Annotated in this window: 22 protein-coding genes; 6 read left to right on the top strand and 16 right to left on the bottom strand. The window is 71.2% G+C overall.

All coding sequences use genetic code 11. The annotated features are described in order from the left end of the window. Window positions 1–4: 4 nt before the first annotated feature. The 3 genes from ACQP2P_RS00935 to mqnC all read right to left on the bottom strand — a co-directional run bounded on the left by ACQP2P_RS00935 (window position 5) and on the right by mqnC (window position 3454). Window positions 5–1279: a geranylgeranyl reductase family protein gene (locus ACQP2P_RS00935; protein WP_433618907.1), complete on the bottom strand. Its 1275-nt coding sequence runs from the start codon at window positions 1277–1279 to the stop codon at window positions 5–7. A gap of 250 nt (window positions 1280–1529) precedes the next feature. Then, on the bottom strand, window positions 1530–2222 hold the full coding sequence (locus ACQP2P_RS00930; protein ID WP_433612311.1) for a demethylmenaquinone methyltransferase: 693 nt from the start codon (window positions 2220–2222) through the stop codon (window positions 1530–1532). After that, window positions 2219–3454: a cyclic dehypoxanthinyl futalosine synthase gene (gene mqnC, locus ACQP2P_RS00925; protein ID WP_433612309.1), complete on the bottom strand. Its 1236-nt coding sequence runs from the start codon at window positions 3452–3454 to the stop codon at window positions 2219–2221. Before mqnC ends, ACQP2P_RS00930 begins: the two co-directional genes overlap by 4 nt. A gap of 67 nt (window positions 3455–3521) precedes the next feature. On the opposite strand from mqnC, the gene ACQP2P_RS00920 reads away from it, so the two are divergent. After that, the gene (locus tag ACQP2P_RS00920) at window positions 3522–4457 is read left to right on the top strand and encodes an aldo/keto reductase (RefSeq protein WP_433618905.1); all 936 of its coding nucleotides are present in this window, start codon (window positions 3522–3524) and stop codon (window positions 4455–4457) included. On the opposite strand, the gene ACQP2P_RS00915 is transcribed toward ACQP2P_RS00920, so the two are convergent. From ACQP2P_RS00915 to paaA, 7 genes are read right to left on the bottom strand one after another with little or no spacing between them, the layout of a single operon-like run. After that, a complete protein-coding gene (locus ACQP2P_RS00915; protein ID WP_433612307.1) occupies window positions 4443–5126 on the bottom strand; it encodes an anti-sigma factor in 684 nt (227 codons plus the stop codon). The two genes, ACQP2P_RS00920 and ACQP2P_RS00915, sit on opposite strands and share 15 nt — an antisense overlap. Next, on the bottom strand, window positions 5123–5734 hold the full coding sequence (locus ACQP2P_RS00910) for a sigma-70 family RNA polymerase sigma factor (RefSeq protein WP_433612305.1): 612 nt from the start codon (window positions 5732–5734) through the stop codon (window positions 5123–5125). Before ACQP2P_RS00910 ends, ACQP2P_RS00915 begins: the two co-directional genes overlap by 4 nt. Window positions 5735–5780: 46 nt before the next feature. Then, the gene (paaE, locus tag ACQP2P_RS00905; RefSeq protein WP_433612303.1) at window positions 5781–6899 is read right to left on the bottom strand and encodes a 1,2-phenylacetyl-CoA epoxidase subunit PaaE; all 1119 of its coding nucleotides are present in this window, start codon (window positions 6897–6899) and stop codon (window positions 5781–5783) included. Between the two features lie 4 nt (window positions 6900–6903). Continuing rightward, entirely contained in the window at window positions 6904–7362 is a 459-nt protein-coding gene (paaD, locus tag ACQP2P_RS00900; protein WP_433618903.1) for a 1,2-phenylacetyl-CoA epoxidase subunit PaaD, read from the bottom strand. Next, window positions 7356–8054 carry a 1,2-phenylacetyl-CoA epoxidase subunit PaaC gene (paaC, locus tag ACQP2P_RS00895; protein WP_433612301.1) on the bottom strand — a complete coding sequence of 233 codons (699 nt, stop codon included), beginning with the start codon at window positions 8052–8054 and terminating at the stop codon, window positions 7356–7358. The genes paaD and paaC overlap by 7 nt, the downstream gene beginning before the upstream one ends. Further along, window positions 8051–8368: a 1,2-phenylacetyl-CoA epoxidase subunit PaaB gene (gene paaB, locus ACQP2P_RS00890; RefSeq protein WP_433612299.1), complete on the bottom strand. Its 318-nt coding sequence runs from the start codon at window positions 8366–8368 to the stop codon at window positions 8051–8053. Before paaB ends, paaC begins: the two co-directional genes overlap by 4 nt. Further along, window positions 8322–9311: a 1,2-phenylacetyl-CoA epoxidase subunit PaaA gene (gene paaA / locus ACQP2P_RS00885; protein WP_433612297.1), complete on the bottom strand. Its 990-nt coding sequence runs from the start codon at window positions 9309–9311 to the stop codon at window positions 8322–8324. The genes paaB and paaA overlap by 47 nt, the downstream gene beginning before the upstream one ends. 249 nt (window positions 9312–9560) lie before the next feature. On the opposite strand from paaA, the gene ACQP2P_RS00880 reads away from it, so the two are divergent. After that, window positions 9561–10439 carry a hypothetical protein gene (locus tag ACQP2P_RS00880; protein ID WP_433612295.1) on the top strand — a complete coding sequence of 293 codons (879 nt, stop codon included), beginning with the start codon at window positions 9561–9563 and terminating at the stop codon, window positions 10437–10439. 494 nt (window positions 10440–10933) lie between these two features. Here ACQP2P_RS00880 and ACQP2P_RS00875 read toward each other — a convergent pair whose 3' ends face one another. Further along, window positions 10934–11782: a menaquinone biosynthetic enzyme MqnA/MqnD family protein gene (locus tag ACQP2P_RS00875; protein WP_433612293.1), complete on the bottom strand. Its 849-nt coding sequence runs from the start codon at window positions 11780–11782 to the stop codon at window positions 10934–10936. 74 nt (window positions 11783–11856) lie between these two features. Here ACQP2P_RS00875 and ACQP2P_RS00870 point away from each other — a divergent pair, with 74 nt between their 5' ends. Continuing rightward, entirely contained in the window at window positions 11857–12711 is an 855-nt protein-coding gene (locus ACQP2P_RS00870; protein WP_433612291.1) for a hypothetical protein, read from the top strand. A gap of 86 nt (window positions 12712–12797) precedes the next feature. Next, window positions 12798–13562, top strand: a complete 765-nt coding sequence (locus ACQP2P_RS00865) for a VOC family protein (protein WP_433612289.1) — start codon at window positions 12798–12800, stop codon at window positions 13560–13562. An 11-nt stretch (window positions 13563–13573) separates the two neighbouring features. Here ACQP2P_RS00865 and ACQP2P_RS00860 read toward each other — a convergent pair whose 3' ends face one another. Both ACQP2P_RS00860 and ACQP2P_RS00855 read right to left on the bottom strand, forming a co-directional pair. Next, window positions 13574–14131: a Uma2 family endonuclease gene (locus ACQP2P_RS00860; RefSeq protein ID WP_433612287.1), complete on the bottom strand. Its 558-nt coding sequence runs from the start codon at window positions 14129–14131 to the stop codon at window positions 13574–13576. Window positions 14132–14354: 223 nt separating this feature from the next. Then, window positions 14355–14582 (bottom strand): hypothetical protein, encoded by a 228-nt coding sequence (locus ACQP2P_RS00855; RefSeq protein WP_433612285.1) that lies wholly within the window; start codon window positions 14580–14582, stop codon window positions 14355–14357. Window positions 14583–14599: 17 nt separating this feature from the next. Here ACQP2P_RS00855 and ACQP2P_RS00850 point away from each other — a divergent pair, with 17 nt between their 5' ends. Further along, a complete protein-coding gene (locus tag ACQP2P_RS00850) occupies window positions 14600–15058 on the top strand; it encodes a hypothetical protein (protein ID WP_433612283.1) in 459 nt (152 codons plus the stop codon). A 17-nt stretch (window positions 15059–15075) separates the two neighbouring features. On the opposite strand, the gene ACQP2P_RS00845 is transcribed toward ACQP2P_RS00850, so the two are convergent. From ACQP2P_RS00845 to ACQP2P_RS00835, 3 genes are all read right to left on the bottom strand, one after another. Next, window positions 15076–15423: a hypothetical protein gene (locus tag ACQP2P_RS00845; RefSeq protein WP_433612281.1), complete on the bottom strand. Its 348-nt coding sequence runs from the start codon at window positions 15421–15423 to the stop codon at window positions 15076–15078. Beyond that, window positions 15420–15827 (bottom strand): hypothetical protein, encoded by a 408-nt coding sequence (locus tag ACQP2P_RS00840; protein WP_433612279.1) that lies wholly within the window; start codon window positions 15825–15827, stop codon window positions 15420–15422. The genes ACQP2P_RS00845 and ACQP2P_RS00840 overlap by 4 nt, the downstream gene beginning before the upstream one ends. A 241-nt stretch (window positions 15828–16068) precedes the next feature. After that, window positions 16069–16395, bottom strand: coding sequence for a hypothetical protein (locus tag ACQP2P_RS00835; RefSeq protein WP_433612277.1), 327 nt, complete (start codon window positions 16393–16395; stop codon window positions 16069–16071). 390 nt (window positions 16396–16785) lie between these two features. Here ACQP2P_RS00835 and ACQP2P_RS00830 point away from each other — a divergent pair, with 390 nt between their 5' ends. Beyond that, window positions 16786–18768, top strand: a complete 1983-nt coding sequence (locus ACQP2P_RS00830; protein WP_433618901.1) for a HelD family protein — start codon at window positions 16786–16788, stop codon at window positions 18766–18768.

Below are 18768 nucleotides of genomic sequence, written 5' to 3'. Positions count from 1 at the left end.
GGGGTCAGGCAGCCGGCGCGAGCCGGGTCATCGCGTTGATCACGCGGTCCATGGCGTCTCCACCTCGCGGGTCGGTGAGGTTGGCGAGGAGTTTGAGCACGAACCGCATGAGGGTCGGGTGGGGCATGCCGTGCTTGGTGGCGATCCGCATGACCTGTGGATTGCCGATGAGCTTGACGAACACGTTCCCGAGCCGGTAGTAGCCGCCGTAGCGGGCCTTGAGCTCGGTCGGGTAGTTGGCGAGCACCCGCTCGCGCGCGGTGCCCTGCGGCCGGGCCAGCGCCTGGACGGCGATCTCCGCCGCCAGCTCGCCGGACTCCATGGCGTAGGCGATCCCCTCGCCGTTGAAGGGGTTGACCATGCCACCGGTGTCGCCGACGAGGAGCACGCCCCGGGAGTAGTGCGGCACCCGGTTGAACCCCATCGGCAGCGCCGCCCCCTGGGGCTTGCCGTCGGCGTTCGCCGGGTCGGACAGGCCCCAGTCGGCCGGCGTGTTGTCCAGCCAGTCGGCGAGCAGCGTCTTGTAGTTCGTCTTGCCGTAGGCGACGCTGCTGTTGAGCACGCCCAGGCCGACGTTGACCCGGCCGTCACCGAGGCCGAAGATCCAGCCGTAGCCCGGCAGGAGCTTGTCGCCGGACTCGCGGCTGCGCAGCTCCAGCCAGGACTCCAGGTAGTCGTCGTCGTGGCGGGTCTCGCTGCGGAAATACTGCCGGACGGCCACGCCCATCGGCCGGTCGTCGCGCTTGGCGATGCCCAGCGCGAGCGCGAACCGCCCGGAGACGCCGTCGGCCGCGATGACCAGGGGTGCGCGATACTCCCGTGGCTCCCGGTCCGGCCCGGTGGCCGTGACGCCCACCACTCGGCCGGTCCGGTCGAGGATCGGCCCGGTCACGTTCGTGCCGCTGCGCAGCTCGGCCCCCGCGTCGATCGCGGCCGTGGCCAGCATGTGGTCGAAGTCCATGCGGGTGCGGGTCAGCCCGTAGTCGGGGAAGCTCGCGAGCTCCGGCCAGTCCAGCTCCAGGCGCACGCCGCCACCGATGACGCGCAGGCCGCGGTTGCGCAGCCAGCCCTTCTCCTCGGTGGTGTCGATGCCCATCTTGACCAGCTGCTTCACCGCGCGCGGGGTGAGGCCGTCGCCGCACACCTTCTCGCGCGGGAACTCGGTCTTCTCCAGCAGCAGGACCTTCAGCCCGTGCCGGGCGAGATGAAACGCCGCGGCCGACCCGCCCGGTCCGGCGCCAACGACGATGACATCCGCATCTTTTCCGGTGTCGGTCACAGCCGTCACACCTCCAACCGTTCTGCTTCTGCCCGGCTCGTGAAAGTCTTCACAAAGTCATCCGTGCAGCAGTCTAGAACCGTGAAGTGCGCCGCTGTCGGTAAGGCGACCCTAATTTTTCACCCGGTCGGGGGGAGACTTGACCGGTCCACCCGACGCGCGTTTCGTGATCCACTGACCCAGCTTGTCGTGGACAGCACGTGACCGCACGGTTATTTGGAGTAACCGCGCGGTGTGAACGTGAAAGAACTCAGATTCGGAAGCCGCGGTGGAGCGCCACCACGCCGCCGGTGAGGTTGCGCCAGGCGACCTTGCGCCAGCCGTTGTCGGCGATCTTCGCGGACAGGCCCGCCTGGTCCGGCCACGCCTTGATCGACTCGGCCAGGTAGACGTAGGCGTCGGGGTTGGACGACACCCGTTTGGCGATCGGCGGGATCGCGCCCACCAGGTAGCCCTGGTAGACGGCCCGGAACGGCCGCCACGTCGGGGTCGAGAACTCGCAGATCACCAGGCGCCCGCCCGGCTTGGTCACGCGGGCCATCTCGGCCAGCGCGGCGTCGGTGTCGGCGATGTTGCGCAGCGCGAAGGAGATCGTGACCGCGTCGAACGTCTCGTCGGCGAACGGCAGGTGCAGCGCGTCGGCGGCCAGCAGCGGCACCTCGGGGCGCTTGGCCCGCCCGGCCTGCAGCATGCCGACCGAGATGTCGGCGCCCACCGCGTAGGCGCCCGAGCGGCTCAGCTCCAGCGTCGAGACCCCGGTGCCGGCGCCGAGGTCGAGCACCTGCTCGCCCGCCTTGAGCCCCAGCGCCAGCCGGGTCTCCTTGCGCCACATGCGGTCGCGGCCGCCCGAGAGGACCGTGTTGGTCAGGTCGTAACGGCGGGCCACGCCGTCGAACATCGCCGCAACCTCGTGCGGCTCCTTGTCCAGGCTGGCGCGCGTCATGAGTTCACCGGAGTCAGGGGAAGGCTGCGGCCCGTGCCGCCGCCGGGGATGGCGATGGAGGAGAAGTGCGACTGGACCCGCTCGTCGGTCGGGTCGTCCGCCTCGGTCCAGTGGACCTGCAGGTGGCGATACTGCGTGTCCCGCTGCGCCGGGATGCGATCGGCCCCGCGGATCATCTGCACGAGCTCGGTCAGGCGCGAGCGGTGCCGGGCGCCGGCCGAGGAGATCACGTTCTCCTCCAGCATGATCGAGCCGAGGTCGTCGACGCCCAGGTGCAGCGACAGCTGGCCGACGTCCTTGCCGGTGGTCAGCCACGACGACTGCAGGTGCGGGATGTTGTCCATGAACAGCCGGGCGACCGCGACGAGCCGCAGGTATTCCATGCTCGTGGCCTGCGTGCGGCCCTTGAGGTGGTTGTTCTCCGGCTGGTAGGTCCACGGGATGAAGGAGCGGAACCCGCCCACCGTCCCGGCGAGGTCGGCCTCGACGGAGTAGCCGTTGGCGACCGCCTTGTCCTGCACCTCGCGAATCAGCCGCAGGTGCTCGATGCGCTCGGCGTTGGTCTCGCCGGTGCCCATCATCATGGTCGCGGTCGAGGACACGCCGAGCCGGTGCGCGACGGTCATGACCTCCAGCCAGCGGGCGCCGGACTCCTTGAGCGGCGCGATCGCCTTGCGGGGCCGCTCGGGCAGCATCTCCGCGCCGGCGCCGGCGATCGAGGCCAGGCCCGCCGCCTTGATGCGCAGGATCGCCTCTTCGATCGTGGTGCCCGAGACCTTCGCCATGTGCAGCACCTCGGACGGGCCGATCGAGTGCACGACCAGGCCGGGGAAGGCCTGGTGGACGGCGGAGAAGAGCTCCTCGTAGTACTCGACGCCGTAGTCGGGGTGGTGACCGCCCTGCAGCATCACCTGGGTCGCGCCGAGCTCGACCGCCTCCGCGCAGCGGCGCAGGATCTCCTCGGTGCTGTGCGTCCAGCCCTCGGCGTGCTTCGGCGCCCGGAAGAACGCGCAGAACTTGCAGGCCGTGACGCACACGTTGGTGTAGTTGATGTTGCGGTCGATGATGTAGGTGACGATGTTGTCCGGGTAGCGGCGGCGGCGCACCGTGTCGGCCGCCTCGCCCAGCGCGTGGAAGGGCGCCTCCGTGTAGAGCAGGAGCGCCTCGTCCGGGCCGATCCGCCCGCCGTCGGCGGCACGCTGCAGAATCTCGCTGATCACCGGAGCAGTCACACCCAGAGCGTACCCAGCTCCCCCGGCCGGTCGAGCAGGCGTGCCTAGGATCATAGGAGTGACTGATATGCGCTACCGGCGCCTCGGGCGCTCCGGGCTCACCGTCTCCGTGGTCGGCATCGGCTGCAACCAGTTCGGCCGGATCGATGCCGCGAGCAGCGCGGAGGTCGTCGGGGCGGCCCTTGACAACGGCGTCACCCTCTTCGACACCGCCGACATCTACGGCGCCATGCCCGGCGCCTCCGAGGAGGCGCTCGGCGCCGCCCTCGGCAAGCACCGCGACGAGGTGGTCGTGGCCACCAAGTTCGGCATGGACGCCCGCGGGCTGCACGGGCCGGACTGGGGTGCCCGCGGCGGCCGCCGCTACATCATGCGCGCCGCGGAGGCCTCGCTGCGCCGGCTCGGCACCGACTACATCGACCTCTACCAGATGCACCAGCCGGACCCGGCCACTCCGATCGAGGAGACCCTGGCCGCGCTGGACGACCTGGTCCGCTCGGGCAAGGTCCGCTACATCGGGCACTCGAACTTCTCCGGCTGGCAGACCGCCGACGCGGCCTGGGAGGCCGAGACCGGGCACATGACGCCGTTCGTGAGCGCCCAGAACCGCTACTCGCTGCTCGACCGCTCCGTCGAGGCCGAGCTCGTGCCGGCCCTGGAGCGCTTCGGGCTCGGCCTGCTGCCGTACTTCCCGCTCGAGATGGGCCTGCTCACGGGCAAGTACCGCCGCGGCGACGCCCCGCCGTCGGGCACCCGTCTGGCCCGCGAGGGCATGGAGCGCGTCCTCGCCGAGGCGCCCTGGGACCGCATCGAGCGGCTGGCCGCGTTCGGCGCCGAGCGCGGGCTGGACCCGCTGACCGTCGCGATCGGCGGGCTGGCCGCCAAGCCGACCGTGACCAGCGTCATCGCCGGGGCGACCCGGGCCGAGCAGGTCACGGCGAACGCCGCCGCGGCGGACTGGGAGCCCACCGCGGACGACATGGCCGAGCTAGCGCAGATCTAGCTTCCCGACGACCTCCGTCGGGGTCTTGGACCCGCCCTTCGGCTCCTTGCTCAGGCCGAAGGCCGGGGCCAGACCCTTGATGTAGAAGCGGCCACTGCCCGACTCCGTCAGGCCGACCGGACGAGCCGTGGCGTCGATCATCCACAGCTGATACGAGCCCTCCGGCGGCTTGAGGCCGGACAACAGCGCCACCGCCGCGTCGCGGGACGGGGAGACGATCATCGTGATCTGGCCGCCCTCGACGCCCTGGGTGACCATGCGGGCGTCGGCCGCCGCCAGCACCGCGTCGACCTGCGAGGCCTGGTCGATGAAGTGCTGCCGCGTGATCGCCCAGGTGCCGGTGCCCACGCCGCCGGCGAACAGGACGGCGGCCGCGACGGAGGCGACCCAGGCCCACCGGCGGCCGGGCTCCGCGCGCTTCGCCGGCGGCTGCTTCGGACGCTCCTGAGGCGTGTGCGCGATCCGCGCCAACACCGAGTCCCGCAGTCGCGGCGGCGGCGCCTCGGCGACCGGCTGCGCCAGCCGGGCCGCGGTCTCACGCAGCTCGGCGACCTCGGCCGCACAGGTCGGGCAGTCGCGCAGGTGCCGCTCGAACGCGACCCGCTCGAGGTCGTCGACGGCGTCGAGGGCGTACGCGCCGACGAGCGAGTGAATGTCCACGGCGGTCATGCGAGCGTCACCCCCAGGCAGTCGCGCATGCGGATGAGTCCGTCGCGCATGCGGGTCTTGATCGTCGGCAGGGCCGCACCGAGGAGATCCGCGACCTCCCGATAGCTGTTCCCGCCGTAGTAGGCCAGCGTGATCGCCTCGCGCTGCAGCTCCGTCAGCGCGCCCAGGCACCGGCGCACCTGCTGCTGCTCGATGCGGGCGGTCGCGGATTCGACCACGTCGTCGTAGGGCGTCTCGGCGCTGACCGCGGCGGCCCGCCGGACCCGCTCGGCCCCGGCCTGCTCGGAGCGCACCCGGTCCACGGCCCGGCGGTGCGCGATGGTGAAGACCCAGGCGGTGGCCGAGCCGCGCCCGGGTTCGTAGCGGGCGGCCGTGCGCCAGACCTCGACCATCACCTCCTGGGCGACCTCCTCGGACTGGGCGGGGTCCCGCAGCACCCGGCGGATCAGCCCGAAGACGCGCGCGGACACCAGATCGTAGAGCTCGGCGAAGGCTCGCTCGTCGCCGCGCGCCACCCGGGCCAGCAACTCGTCCGCGTCCGGCGCGCGAAGCTGGGGCGGGGGCACCGCGACGAGCCGCTGGGTGGGCGGCTCCTGTTCCGGTCTCATGTCGCTCATTCGCGGCGGCGGCCGTCGCGGATGGGTGTGACTCCCGTCATACGTCGAAGTCGACCACGACCCGGTCGGTGATCGGCATCGCCTGACAGGTCAGGACATATCCGGCGGCGAGCTCGTCGGGCTCCAGTGCGAAGTTGCGCGCCATCTCGACCCGGCCCTCGACCACCTTGGCGCGGCAGGTCGAGCAGACACCGCCCTTGCACGCGTAGGGCAGCTCGGGCCGCGCCCGCAGCGCCGCGTCGAGCACCCGCTCGTCGTGCGCCATGGTGAACGTCGTCGTGCGCCCGTCGAGCACGATGCCGACCTCCGCGCGCTGCGCGGTGTCCTCGGGGGCCGCGGCGGGGCGAGCCACCGGGGGCGCGTCGTCGACGTGAAAGAGCTCAGTGTGTACCGCCGAATCATCGACGTCCCGCGTGGACAGCGCGACCTTCGCGTCCAGCACCATGCCGTGCGGGCCGCAGAGGAACCACTCGTCGACCGTCCCGGCCGGCAGGAGGGCGTCGAGGACCGCGCCGATGCGCGCCTCGTCGAGCCGGCCGGACAGCAGCGGCGACTCCTGCGCCTCGCGGGACAGCACGTGCATCACGTGCAGCCGCTCCCGGTACCGATCCTTGAGGTCGGCCAGCTCCTCGGCGAACATCACCGTGCCGGCCGCCCGGTTGCCGTAGACCACGGTGACCCGGCTGTCCGGCTCGGTCTCCAGCGCCGTCGCGGCCAGCGAGAGCACGGGGGTGATGCCGGAGCCGGCCGCGATCGCCGCGTAGTGCCGGGCCCGGGCCGGGTCGAACTCGGTCGTGAAGTGCCCGAGCGGGGGCAGCACGTCGACCTCGTCGCCGGGGGCGAGCCCGGACAGCGCGTAGGTCGAGAACGCCCCGCCGGCGACCCGCTTGATGCCCACCCGCAGCTCGCCCTCGTCGCGCAGGCGGGACGGGGTCGAGCAGATGGAGTACGACCGGCGGATCTCCTCCCCCGACTCGGCGTGCCGCCGGACGGTGAGGTGCTGGCCGGCCCGGAACGCGAACAGCTCCCGCAGCGCGACCGGAACCTCGAAGGTGACGGCCACGGCGTCGTCGGTCAGCCGCTCGACGTCGAGCACGGTGAGGCGGTGGAACCTGGGCCGCCGCTTCACGGGCCGCCGGATCTCGGAAACGGTCATCGGCTCAGATCGCCTTCACGCGCTCGAACGGTTCGCGGCAGGCCCGGCAGCGCCAGAGCGCCTTGCAGGCCGTGGCGCCGAAGCGGGACAGCTCCTCGGTCTCGGGCGATCCGCAGCGGGGGCAGCGCACGGTCAGCGTCAGGCCTCTCTTCGTGGAGCTGGGCGGCGCGATCCCGGCCGCGGCGAGCTTCTCGAGGCCGGCGGGCGTGATCCAGTCCGTGGTCCACGGCTCGGTCAGCGTGGTGTCGACCCGCACGTCGCCATACCCGTCGGCGTGCAGGGCCGCGGTGATGTCGGCGCGGATCGCGTCCATGGCGGGGCAGCCGGAGTAGGTCGGTGTGATCGTGACCGTCACGCGCCCGTCCCGCTCGGCGACGTCGCGCAGGATGCCGAGCTCCTCGATGGTGACGACGGGCAGCTCCGGGTCGCGCACCGCGGCCACGGTCGAGCGCGCGCTCACCAGGTCGCCCCGGGGTGTGCGCGATGCAGGACCTGCATCTCGGCGAGCAGTTTGGACAGGGCCTCGGTGTGTACTCCACGCCGCCCGCCCGAGGGCGCCCAGCCGTCGGCCGGGCGGTGCAGCGTCGCCTCCCGCAGCACCCCGGTGATCTCGGCCTCCCAGGCGTCGCGCAGGCTCGCCGCCTCGCCCTCGAACAGCTCATGCGTGTAGGGCCACAGCGCGTCGACGGCGGCCTGCATGCGCCGGTGCGACTCCTGCGTGCCGTCGCCGAGGCGCACGGTCCAGAGGGCGGCGTGCTCGGCGTGGTAGACGGACTCCTTGCGCGCCTTGGCCCCGATCTCGGCCAGCCGCGCGTCGTCCCCGGCGGCCAGGCGCTCGTAGCGCAGCCGCTGGTACACCGCCAGGAACAGCAGCTTGCCGATGGTCACCGCGAAGTCGCCGTTGTCCAGCTCGACCAGCAGCGCGTTGCGGAACTCGCGGTCCTCGCGCAGGAAGGCCAGGTCGTCCTCGGTCCGGTTCCGGGACTCGCCGGCGTAGGTGAGCAGGAGCCGGGCCGCGCCGAGCTGGTCGAGGGCGATGTTGGCCAGCGCGATGTCCTCCTCCATCTCGGGCGCGCGCGAGCACCACTCGGCGAGGCGCTGGGCCGCGATGAGCGCGTCGTCGCCGAGTTCGAGGGCGATGTCCGGGCTGGTCATATGTGTTGCGCACCCTCGGGGACGGCGTAGAAGGTCGGATGGCGGTACACCTTGTCGGCCGCCGGCTCGAAGAACGCGTCCTTCTCGTCGGGGCTGCTCGCGGTGATGGCCGTCGCCGGCACCACCCAGATCGACACCCCCTCCTGGCGGCGGGTGTAGACGTCGCGGGCGTTGCGCAGGGCCATCTCGGCGTCGGGCGCGTGCAGGGAGCCCACGTGCGCGTGCGAGAGCCCGCGGCGCGGCCGGACGAACACTTCCCAGAGCGGCTCAGACACCGACGGCCCTCTTCTCGGCGTGCTTTCTCGCGGCCTCACGGACCCACGCGCCCTCTTCGTAGGCGCGGCGACGGTGGTCCATCCGCTGACGGTTGCAGGGACCCTCGCCCTTGATAACGCGCATCAGCTCGTCGTAGTCGGGCTGGGTGAAGTCGTACCTGTTCTCCTGCTCGTTCCACCGCAGGTCGGGGTCGGGCAGGCGCAGGCCCAGGATCTCGGCCTGCTGGACGCACATGTCCACGAACCGCTGCCGGAGCTCGTCGTTGGAGAAGCGCTTGATCTTCCAGGCCATCGAGCGCTCGGAGTGCGTGGAGTCGCCGTCCGGCGGGCCGAACATGGCCAGCGACGGATACCACCAGCGGTCGACGGCGTCCTGGGCCATGGCCTTCTGCGCCTCGGTGCCGTGCGAGAGCGTGTGCAGGATCTCGTACCCCTGCCGCTGGTGGAACGACTCCTCCTTGCAGATGCGGATCATGGCGCGCGCGTAGGGCCCGTAGGAGCAGCGGCACAGCGGGACCTGGTTCACGATCGCGGCCCCGTCCACGAGCCAGCCGATCGCCCCGATGTCGGCCCAGGTCAGCGTCGGGTAGTTGAAGATGGAGCTGTACTTCTGGCGCCCCTCGACCAGCATCTCGACCAGCTCCTCGCGGGAGACGCCCAAGGTCTCGGCGGCCGCGTAGAGATACAGCCCGTGCCCGGCCTCGTCCTGCACCTTGGCCAGCAGGATCGCCTTGCGCTTGAGCGTGGGCGCGCGCGAGATCCAGTTGCCCTCGGGCTGCATGCCGATGATCTCGGAGTGGGCGTGCTGAGCGATCTGCCGGATCAGCGTCTTGCGATACGCCTCCGGCATCCAGTCCCGCGGCTCGATCTTCTGGTCGGCCGCCACGATCGCGTCGAAGTACTCCTGCAGGTCACCGTCCTTGACCAGGACCCGCTCGTTCGTCAGCTCGCGCTCGGCGCTGTCGACCTCGTCGTCGTACACCCCTTCAGTGTTACAGCTTCCGACACGACCGGCAAGAAGGTGTCACATCGCAACGAGCCAACTACCAGGGACTTTTGAGCGCGTCCGGGCTGCGGGTGACTCGGTTGAACGACAGGATGAGTGGGCAATAGCGCACGCCGGGTGAGCGTTCCGTTTCGCTTACGTGCTGTTAACACCGGGAACACCTGTTCATGACCGGCGGTCGATGGAATTCGATCTCACGCATCGCCAGGGAGGGACCACCGACTCATGCGTAAGCGTGTCGGACTGACCGCATTCGTGCTGCTCGTGGGGGCACTCCTGGTCGGCGTGCCCTTCGTGTGGGGCAGCGACCTGCTCGGGCCCACCGCCGACTACGCGGCACCGGCGGCCACGGTCGGCGAGAGCATGGCGGCCAGCGAGGCGCCCACGCGCAAGGCGGCCCCGGCCCCGCCGACCGCCCCGCCGCTCCCGCCCGCCCTGCTGCACCCGGCGACCGTCGCCGTCGACGCGACCGGCTTCTGGTCGTGGACCGTCCTGGACCGCCGCACGGGCGCGCTGGCCGGCTCGGCCAACGCGAACTCCGCGCAGCGCACCGCCTCGATGATCAAGGCCTGGCTCGCGTCGGACTACCTGCGCCGCAACCCCGACCCGAGCAGGTCGAACCTGTCCGAGCTCAGCGAGATGATCCGCAACAGCGACAACGACGCGGCCTCGTACTTCTGGGGGCTCGACGGCAGGAGCGCCAGCATCACGCGACTGATCCAGACGTGCGGGCTGACGGACTCGAAGGCCTACATCGACTGGGCCTCGACCCTCATGTCGGCCCGCGATGCCGCTCGGATGGGCGCGTGCATCGGCGACGGGCGCGCGGCCGGCCCGAAGTGGACGGACTGGCTGCTCAACGAGATGCGCAACGTCGCCAAGGATCAGAAGTTCGGGATCACGCCGGCGCTGCCCGCTTCGGAGCAGGCGGGGACGGCGGTGAAGAACGGGTGGATCGCGCGCAGCGACGGGAAGTGGCACGTGAACTGCCTGGCCATCGGGGGCGACTGGGTGCTCAGCGTGCTGACGGTGTACCCGGCCTCGAAGGGGCAGGGCTACGGCGAGAACATCTGCTCGAGCGTGGCGAAGCAGCTGCAGGCGTGATGCTCGGCCTCTGTGTCTTCGGGCGCTCGGGTGTGGCCCGGATAAGTCCGACACTTCGTGATCGGACTTATCCGACTTTTCGCCTGACAGGTCATAAATACGAAAAGTCGCGGCGCGGAGCGCTCGACTTTTCGCAAACAGCGCTTTTCGGGCACTTCCTCGCCGAGTCCGCTGCCAGGAACGCCGGGCCGCCTGACAGCAGCGTCGGCACCGCCCGCCGCACGAACTTACGGCCGTGCGGCCCCCAAGACATCGCGGCCCAGAAGGTGCGCGCGGGCTGGGAGGACGTCATCCTCGCCCGCGGCGGAGAAGCCGAACAGCAGCGCGGGCGTCCGCGCCGAGACCGCCGTCGAAGAGGACAAGCCGCCCGACGGCAGCGCGGGGCGGCCCGCGAAAGCGCAGCTCGGGCGGATCAGCCCTCGAAGAACGCCGGGCCGCCGGACGGCAACGCCGGCGTCCGCGCCGGGTCGGCCCGCAGCAGCAGCCCGAGCGGGTCAGCCTTTGAAGAACGCCGGGCCGCCGGACGGCAGCGCCGGCACCGCCCCCCGCTCCGCCGCCCGCCGCGCGAACTCGCGAACGCCCGCGACCTGGCGCTCGCCCAGCGAGAAGTCCAGCACGCGGAAGTAGGTCGCCAGCGTCTCGGCCGACAGCGTCTCCCAGCGCGCCGCCGCCGCCGCGACCTCGTCCAGCTCCGTCAGGCACAGCTCCCGAGAGCGGAGGAACGCCTCGTGCACGTCCTTGACCAGGCCCGGATGCGCCGCGGCGAAGTCCTTGCGCACGGCCCAGGCCGCGAACACCATCGGCAGCCCGGTCCACTCGCGCCAGGCCTGGCCGAGGTCGGTGACCTGCCAGCGCTGCCGCGGCGCGTCGTGCATGGCGCGCAGGGCCACATCGCCGATGATCACCGCGGCGTCGGCCTCGTCGAGCATGCGGGCCAGGTCGGGCGGGCTGTTGAAGTACGTGGGGCGGACGCCGACGTGCGACTCGAGGTACATCTGCGCGAGCATCACCCCGGTGCGCGAGGTGGCGCCGAGCGCGACCCGGCGGCCGTCCAGCGACTCCAGCGGCACCGTGGACACGAGGTTCACGGACAGGACCGGGCCGTCGCTGCCCACCGCGAGATCGGGCAGCAGGAGCAGGTCGTCGGCGTTTCGGAGGTACTCCACCAGCGAGATCGGCCCGATGTCGAGATCGCCCGCGACCAGCGCCGTGTTGAGCCGCTCCGGAGAGTCCTTGAACAGATCGACGTCGATCAGCGCCCCCGATCGCATCAGACCCCAGTAGATGGGCAGGCAGTTCAGGAACTGGATGTGGCCGACGCGGGGCCGCTGCAATGCAGGCACAACGCCCATGTTGCCCCAGTGGTCGGGCGCCACGCGGGCGGGGCGGCGATTCTCACAGCGGATACCCTCGGCTGATGCGACGCCCCCTCGCTGTGCTCGCACTCGTCCTGGTCACCGCGACCGGGTGCTCGGCCAACGCCGCGCCGAAGGCCGCGAGCAGCCGCGTCCCCGCCGCCGACACCTCGCAGTCGCCGGCCGCCGAGCCCAGCGCCGCCCCGAGCACGGCGCCGAGCGGACCGCTGTTCACGCCGACCCAGCCGGTCACCATGAACGTCAAGGGCTTCTGGTCGTGGGCCTACTACGACCACAAGACGGATCAGATGTACGGCTCCACGCCATACACCACCAGCGACACGGCATCGATGGCCAAGGCCTGGGTCGCCGCGGACTGGCTGCGGCGCCAGGCGGAGTCCGGCAAGCAGCCCGGCAGCACCGCGCTGAACGAGCTGAGCCGCATGATCCGCGATTCCGAGACCGAGAACACGTTCAAGTACCACGTGCAGAACGGCAATCTCGCGTCGATCAAGCGCATGATCTCGCTCTGCGGCCTGACCGAGACCAAGGGCACCCAGAACTCGTGGAGCCTGACCCAGATGTCGGCCCGCGACGTGGCGCGCCTGGCCAGGTGCATCGGCGACGGGCGCGCGGCCGGCCCGAAGTGGACGGGCTGGCTGCTCAACGAGATGCGCGGCGTGCGCGGGCCGGGGCGCTTCGGGCCGATCGAGGTGCTGCCGGCCGACGTGCAGAAGACCACGGCGATCAAGAACGGCTGGCTGGCCCGCGACGACGGCCAGTGGCACATCGCGTGCATGGCGCTCGGCGACGGCTGGAGCCTGGCGATCATGGCGCACTACCCGAGCTCGCTGGGCAAGGACTACGGGGTCAAGACCTGCCGCGAGGTCACGAAGCAGCTGCTGACCCAGCACTGAGCAGCCGCCCGGTGACGCTGGGGATTCACGTGAAACGGTCCCTTCAGACGATCAATATCATCTGACCTTTTCCTTACCCTGCTTACGTGCGAGTACGAGGCTATGCGCCCGCGACGCCCTGCTGGTCGGTGCTGACCAGCCCCGACCCGACTGCCGCGGCCGCGTTATACGCCGGCCTGTTCGGCTGGACCACGAGCGCGGCCGAGGACGGGACCACGCTGCTCCTGCTGCGCGACCTGGTCGTGGCGGGCGTCGCCGCCGGGGAGCGGGCGGCCTGGCTCACGTACGTGGCGAGCGAGGACACCGACGCGACGGCGCGGGCCGTCCTCGACGCGGGCGGCACCGTGCTCGGGCAGTCGACGTCGAGCCTCGGCCGCGCGGCCCTGTTCGCCGACCCGGCGGGCGCGGTCTTCGGCGCGTGGCAGGGGGAGCGCTTCGCCGGCGCCCAGGTCCACGACGAGCCGGGCTCGATCTGCTGGAGCGAGGTGGTGACCCGCGACATCGAGGCGACGGCCGCCTTCTACGGCAAGGTCTTCGGCTGGGTCGACCAGCAGGGCACCTTCCCGGGGATGATCCACGAGTACCACGAATGGATCTTGAACAACCGCGTGGTCGGCGGCCTGAGCATCATGGACGCGAACTACCCGCCGGCGACCCCGCACCACTGGCGCACCATCTTCTCGATCGATGACTGCTCCGGCTTCATCGCGCGCGCCGCGGACCTGGGCGGCCGCGTGCTGGCGGGCCCGGTGGACGCGGGCATCGGCCAGGCCTGCCAGATCCTCGACCCGACGGGCGGCCCGTTCCTGGCCATCGAGATCATCCCCGAACTGCGCGACCTGACGGGCTGACCCGCCGGCCGTCACCGTCGGCGCAGCAGCGCTCGCGTCTCGATCTCGATGGCGAAGGGTCCGTCGGCGGTGAGCGTCTCGCCGTCCTTCGCCACCGCGTGCTCGACGTAGTGGTGGCCGTCGAGCCGGAGCAGCCGCAATGTGATCGAGCCCGTCGGCTCCGGCTCGACGAGCAGATACCACTCGATCCGCGCGGCCGCGTACAGCTGCATCTTGAGCACGCGATCGGCTCCGGCATTGCCCGGTGAGACCACCTCGCCGACCAGGACCACGTCAGCGGCATCGAATACCGTGGCGTTCTCGACCGGGGTCACCACCAGATCGGGAATGAAGATTTGCCCGCTGGCGAGACGAACGTTCACCGCCTCGTAGACCCACAGATCAGCCGCGTCCGCAGCCTCGTCGATCAGGCCGGCCAGCCGCCGGGAAATGTGCTGATGCCGCGGGGTTCGCGCCGGGCTCACCAGCAGGCTCCCATCGAACAGCTCGATTCGATTCGGGGTCTCGCCGAGAGCGAGATACTCGTCTTCGGTCCATGGGCCGACGTGCTCCAGCACGGCCACGCTCATCGGCGACTCACCTCCTGACGAATCCTTCAATAAGGTTGCCACGCCTACTGCCCCGAGTCTGCGGGAAACTCGGTGGGCAGGCCGAGAAGATCGCGTAGGATGATTGGCCGCTTGACGGCCGCGGTGAGGTAGGCACCGCAGCGGACGTCCCCAGGCGCCGGGTGGAGCAAGGCCCGGATACGCGAGCGAGCCGAACGCGACCTCGAAGAGGATCACCGTGCCCTCACTCGAAACCGAGCTCGCCCAGGAGCGAGCGCATCTCGACGCCTCCCGGCTGGCGCTCAAGCGCATGCGCGAGCGCGCCGAGGACCTGTTCGCGACCGGAGATCAGGTCGCGGGAGATCCGTTCGCGGCCGAGACGCTCGGGCGGGCCCTCGCGCGGAGGATCGCCGATCTCGCCGACAACCCCGACACACCGCTGTTCTTCGGGCGGCTCGACATCGAGGAGCACCAGTACCACGTCGGCCGGTGGCACGTCATCGACGCCGTCGGGGAGCCGATGGTGCTCGACTGGCGCGCGCCCCTGAGCCGCAAGTTCTACCAGGCCAGCGCCGTCGACCCGCAGGACGTCGAGGTGCGGCGGCGCTTCGGGTCGTCAAGGGCGAGCTCACCAGCTTCGAGGACGAGCACCTGGGCCGGGGCGAGCAACAGCAGACCAGCCAGATCCTGCTCGACGAGATCGAGCGGCCGCGGCACAACGCGCGGTGCGTCACGTTCGCCGCAGGCAACCTCACGGCAGACGAGATGATCGCCCTCTTCGTGCAGCGCCTTCCGGCCATCGCGAGGATCGCCGAGGATCCTGGCCCCTTCGTCTATCACCTGACCCGAGATCGCCTGGTCAAGATGGCGCTGGACGCTTCTTGCAGCGCGGTGAGCAGGAGGAGCGCCCGCCGGTATCGGTGCTTGTCGCCGCTGTCGTTCACCTGAATCCGCTCACGGAATGGTCAACGGCGCCGGGTGTCGGTCTGCTTCGGGTGACCGGTGCCGGCCCGCGTGATCCACAAAGTTCGGGCGTCGTCGTCGATCGCATACCAGATCCGACCGCCGCCGGTCACCTCGAACTGCCACTGCTCCAACGCCGCGCCGCCGACCTTGACCACACCCAGCGCACCCTTCAACGGGTGCTGACGCTGATCGATGCGTCGTGGATCGCTGGTCAGCGCGACCCAGGCACGATCCAGGTTCTCCGCGGTCCCGGCCAGCAACTGCTGCCAGCCCTGATACGCCTGGCGGTCCGCGGCACGCACCGACCACGGCCGCGGACGCGGCAGCTCGTCGCCGCGGCCGCTCACGCCGCCGCCGGGCGGTCGATCGCCGGACCGTCACCATCGAACGGCCCCTGCAACTCACGAGCCAGCCGCGGGTCCGACCACGCCTCGGCGGTCGAACGCCACGACACCAGGTTGCGGGCGAACGGCGTCAACAGTCCGGTGTCGGCCCCCGCCACCAGGTCCGCCAGCAACTCCTCGACGCAGGCCACCCGCTCGGCCGGCGGCAGCCAGGTCAGCCAAGGCAGTTCCTCGGCCAGCAGCTCCTCGGCCAGCGCCCGATCGCGCCGAGCGAGCATCGCGAACGACCGCGCGGCGATCCGCAGCCCGGTCGCCGTCGCCTCGAACCGCTCGGCCCGCATCAACACCAGGTTCTCGTCGTCGCGCCGCTCCAACACCACGTCGGCGTCGGCCAGCGCGGGCAGCACCCTTGAGGGCCCACGCAGGAACGCGCTGTACTGGAACGTCTGCACCACCATACAGCGAGTATATCTGCACTAGTTCAGATCAGCCATGGCCACGAGAGAGGCCTCGCAGCCACCGCTTGCCCTGCTCGCTGCTGTGCCACCACGCGAAGCCGCGCGACGGCCGCCCGGCAAACCGTCATATGAACTCGCACCATCGATGCTGGCCAGCGTGACCATCTGCTGGAGCAGCCGCTTGTGGCGCTCAGTCCGCTTGCCCCGGCTGCTGCACCAGCTCGAACTGCAGCCCCAGCGCGGGTTGCTCGTCCTCCTGACAGTCCGTCCGCGGGCTTGCGACGGCACTGACCAGTTTGGACACGGCGCCTTCCCAGGCCGGTGCCCTCACCACGCGACCACGGCCGCGCGGCTGCTTCGCGGCGGCGGGCCGACGGGTCTCGCCGGCAGGAGCTTCCTCGGCTGACGCGAGCAGCGCCAGCGCCTCGGGGCGAACGCAGTCGCCCCGGTCGGCACAGGTGCACGAGCCTTCGAACCGCGTGCACTCACCCTCGCGGATCGCGAACGTCGCGGTCACTGACGCCGAGCGAGGGCTGACCAACCGGCCTTCGAACAGTCCCTGCTCCGGCCGCCAACCAAGCCCGACGACCTCGCCCTGCGCGGCGCTCTGCCGGGCTCGTAGGAAGCTGCGGTGTGCCGAGGAACGCCCGAGGCGCTGCCTCCGACTCTGACAGCAACAGCCGCATGATCCGGTTCTCCCGTAGCTTGCTGACCAGTTCGGACCACCGTAGCGCCACAGGATGTACGGGTACGCCATAGGAAAATCGATGGTGTGACGACCGCGCCGGCAGTAATGTGGTTGGCCGCTTGACGGCCGCGGTGAGGTAGGCACCGCAGCGGACGTCCCACGCGCCGGGTGGAGCAAGACCCCGGATACGCGAGCGAGCCGAACGCGACCGCCAAGAGGATCACCGTGCCCGCACTCGAGACCGAGCTCGCCGCCGAGCGAGCCCACCTCACCGCGTCCCGCCAGGCGCTCAAGCGCATGCGCGAACGCGCCGAGGACCTGTTCGCCACCGGAGACCAGGTGGCCGGCGACCCGTTCGCGGCCGAGACCCTGGGACGGGCCCTGGCCCGGCGCATCGCCGACCTGGCCGACAACCCCGACACCCCGCTGTTCTTCGGGCGGCTCGACATCGACGAACACCGGTACCACGTCGGCCGCCGCCACGTCACCGACGCCGTCGGCGAGCCCATGGTCCTCGACTGGCGCGCACCCCTGAGCCGCAAGTTCTACCAGGCCAGCGCCGCCGACCCGCAAGACGTCGAGGTGCGCCGGCGGTTCGGCTTCGTCAAGGGCGAACTCACCAGCTTCGAGGACGAACATCTCCGGCAGGGCGAGGAGCACGCGACCAGCCAGATCCTGCTCGACGAGATCGAACGGCCCCGCGTCGGACCCATGCGCGACATCGTCGCCACCATCCAGCCGGAGCAGGACGCGCTCGTGCGCGCCGAGCTCGACGAGTCCATCTGCGTGCAGGGAGCGCCCGGCACCGGCAAGACGGCCGTGGGGCTGCACCGCGCCGCGTACCTGCTGTATCTGCACCGCGAGCGCCTCCGCCGCGCCGGCGTGCTCATCGTCGGGCCCAACTCGGCGTTCCTGCAGTACATCGCGAGCGTTCTGCCCACCCTCGGGGAGCTCGAGGTGCGCCAGTCCACGATCGAGGGCCTGCTCACCACGCCGGTCCGCGGCACCGATTCCGAGGCCGCCGCCGAGGTCAAGAACCGCGAAAAGATGGCAGGCGTACTGCAGCGGCGCCTGCTGGCCAAGATCGGGCGCCCGGAGGAGCCGCTCACGGTGTCGGACGGCTCGTACCGCTGGCGGATCTCGGCCGACGCGCTGCGGCGGGTCGTCGACGACGTGCGGCGGGAGGCGCCGCCCTACGGCATCGGCCGCGAGCGCGTCCGCGCCCGGATCGTGGGCCTGCTCATGCGCCAGTCCGAGGCCCGCCGCGGCGACTCCCCCAGCGAGGGCTGGCAGCGCCGGATGGGCAAGGCCGCCCCGGTGACCGAGGTGCTCGACGCGGTCTGGCCCGCGGTCACGCCGGAGCAGCTCGTGTTCGAGGTCCTGACCGACCCGGCCGACGACGAGCTGGACGAGGCCGAGCGCGCGGCGCTCACGTGGGCCAAGCCGCCGAAGACGGCGAAGTCGGCCCGCTGGAGCACGGCCGACGCGGTGCTCATCGACGAGGCCGCCGGGCTGATCGACCGGGTCGCGAGCTTCGGGCACGTGGTCGTCGACGAGGCGCAGGACCTCTCCCCGATGCAGGCCCGCGTGATCGCGCGGCGCAGCGAGCACGGCTCGATCACGCTGCTCGGCGACCTGGCGCAGGGCACGGCGCCGTGGGCCGCGCGGGACTGGCGGGGGCTGCTGGCGCACCTCGGCAAGCCGGAGGCCCGGGTGGTACCGCTGACCACCGGCTTCCGGGTGCCCGCGGCCGTCATCGCGCTCGCCAACCGCCTGCTGCCGGCGCTCGGGGTGCAGGTGCCCGAGGCGCGCTCGCTGCGGACCGACGGGGCGCTCACCGTCAGTGCCGTCGCCGACGTCGAGGAATCGGTCGTGGACGCCACCCTGGCCGCGCTCGGCCACCTCGGCTCGGTCGGGGTCATCGCCGCCGACGCGACCGTCGACGTGCTGGCCGAGTCGCTGCGCAAGGCCGGCGTGGCGCTCGCCGACGCCGACCCCGAGGCCCGGGTGACGGTCCTGCCCGCGACCCTGGCCAAGGGCCTCGAGTACGACCACGTGATCGTGGTCGAGCCGGCCGACATTGTCTCCGCCGAGCCCCGCGGCCTCAACCGGCTCTTCGTCGTGCTGACGCGCGCCGTCTCCCGGCTCGACGTGCTGCACTCGCGCCCGCTGCCGGCCGCGTTGGAGGGAACCGCCGCCTGA

Origin of the sequence: Dactylosporangium sp. CA-139114 (assembly GCF_050955725.1) — a bacterium.
Taxonomy (GTDB): Bacteria; Actinomycetota; Actinomycetes; order Mycobacteriales; family Micromonosporaceae; genus Dactylosporangium.
This window is presented reverse-complemented; position numbering and strand designations above follow the sequence as displayed.

Bases quoted from the DNA above. Each gene is read 5' to 3' on its own strand.
- ACQP2P_RS00910 (WP_433612305.1), bottom strand. From the start codon at position 5,734: ATGAGACCGGAACAGGAGCCGCCCACCCAGCGGCTCGTCGCGGTGCCC.
- ACQP2P_RS00860 (WP_433612287.1), bottom strand. From the start codon at position 14,131: ATGAGCGTGGCCGTGCTGGAGCACGTCGGCCCATGGACCGAAGACGAG.
- ACQP2P_RS00915 (WP_433612307.1), bottom strand. From the start codon at position 5,126: ATGACCGCCGTGGACATTCACTCGCTCGTCGGCGCGTACGCCCTCGAC.
- ACQP2P_RS00930 (WP_433612311.1), bottom strand. From the start codon at position 2,222: ATGACGCGCGCCAGCCTGGACAAGGAGCCGCACGAGGTTGCGGCGATG.
- paaE (WP_433612303.1), bottom strand. From the start codon at position 6,899: ATGACCGTTTCCGAGATCCGGCGGCCCGTGAAGCGGCGGCCCAGGTTC.
- ACQP2P_RS00920 (WP_433618905.1), top strand. From the start codon at position 3,522: ATGCGCTACCGGCGCCTCGGGCGCTCCGGGCTCACCGTCTCCGTGGTC.
- ACQP2P_RS00880 (WP_433612295.1), top strand. From the start codon at position 9,561: ATGCGTAAGCGTGTCGGACTGACCGCATTCGTGCTGCTCGTGGGGGCA.
- paaC (WP_433612301.1), bottom strand. From the start codon at position 8,054: ATGACCAGCCCGGACATCGCCCTCGAACTCGGCGACGACGCGCTCATC.
- ACQP2P_RS00870 (WP_433612291.1), top strand. From the start codon at position 11,857: ATGCGACGCCCCCTCGCTGTGCTCGCACTCGTCCTGGTCACCGCGACC.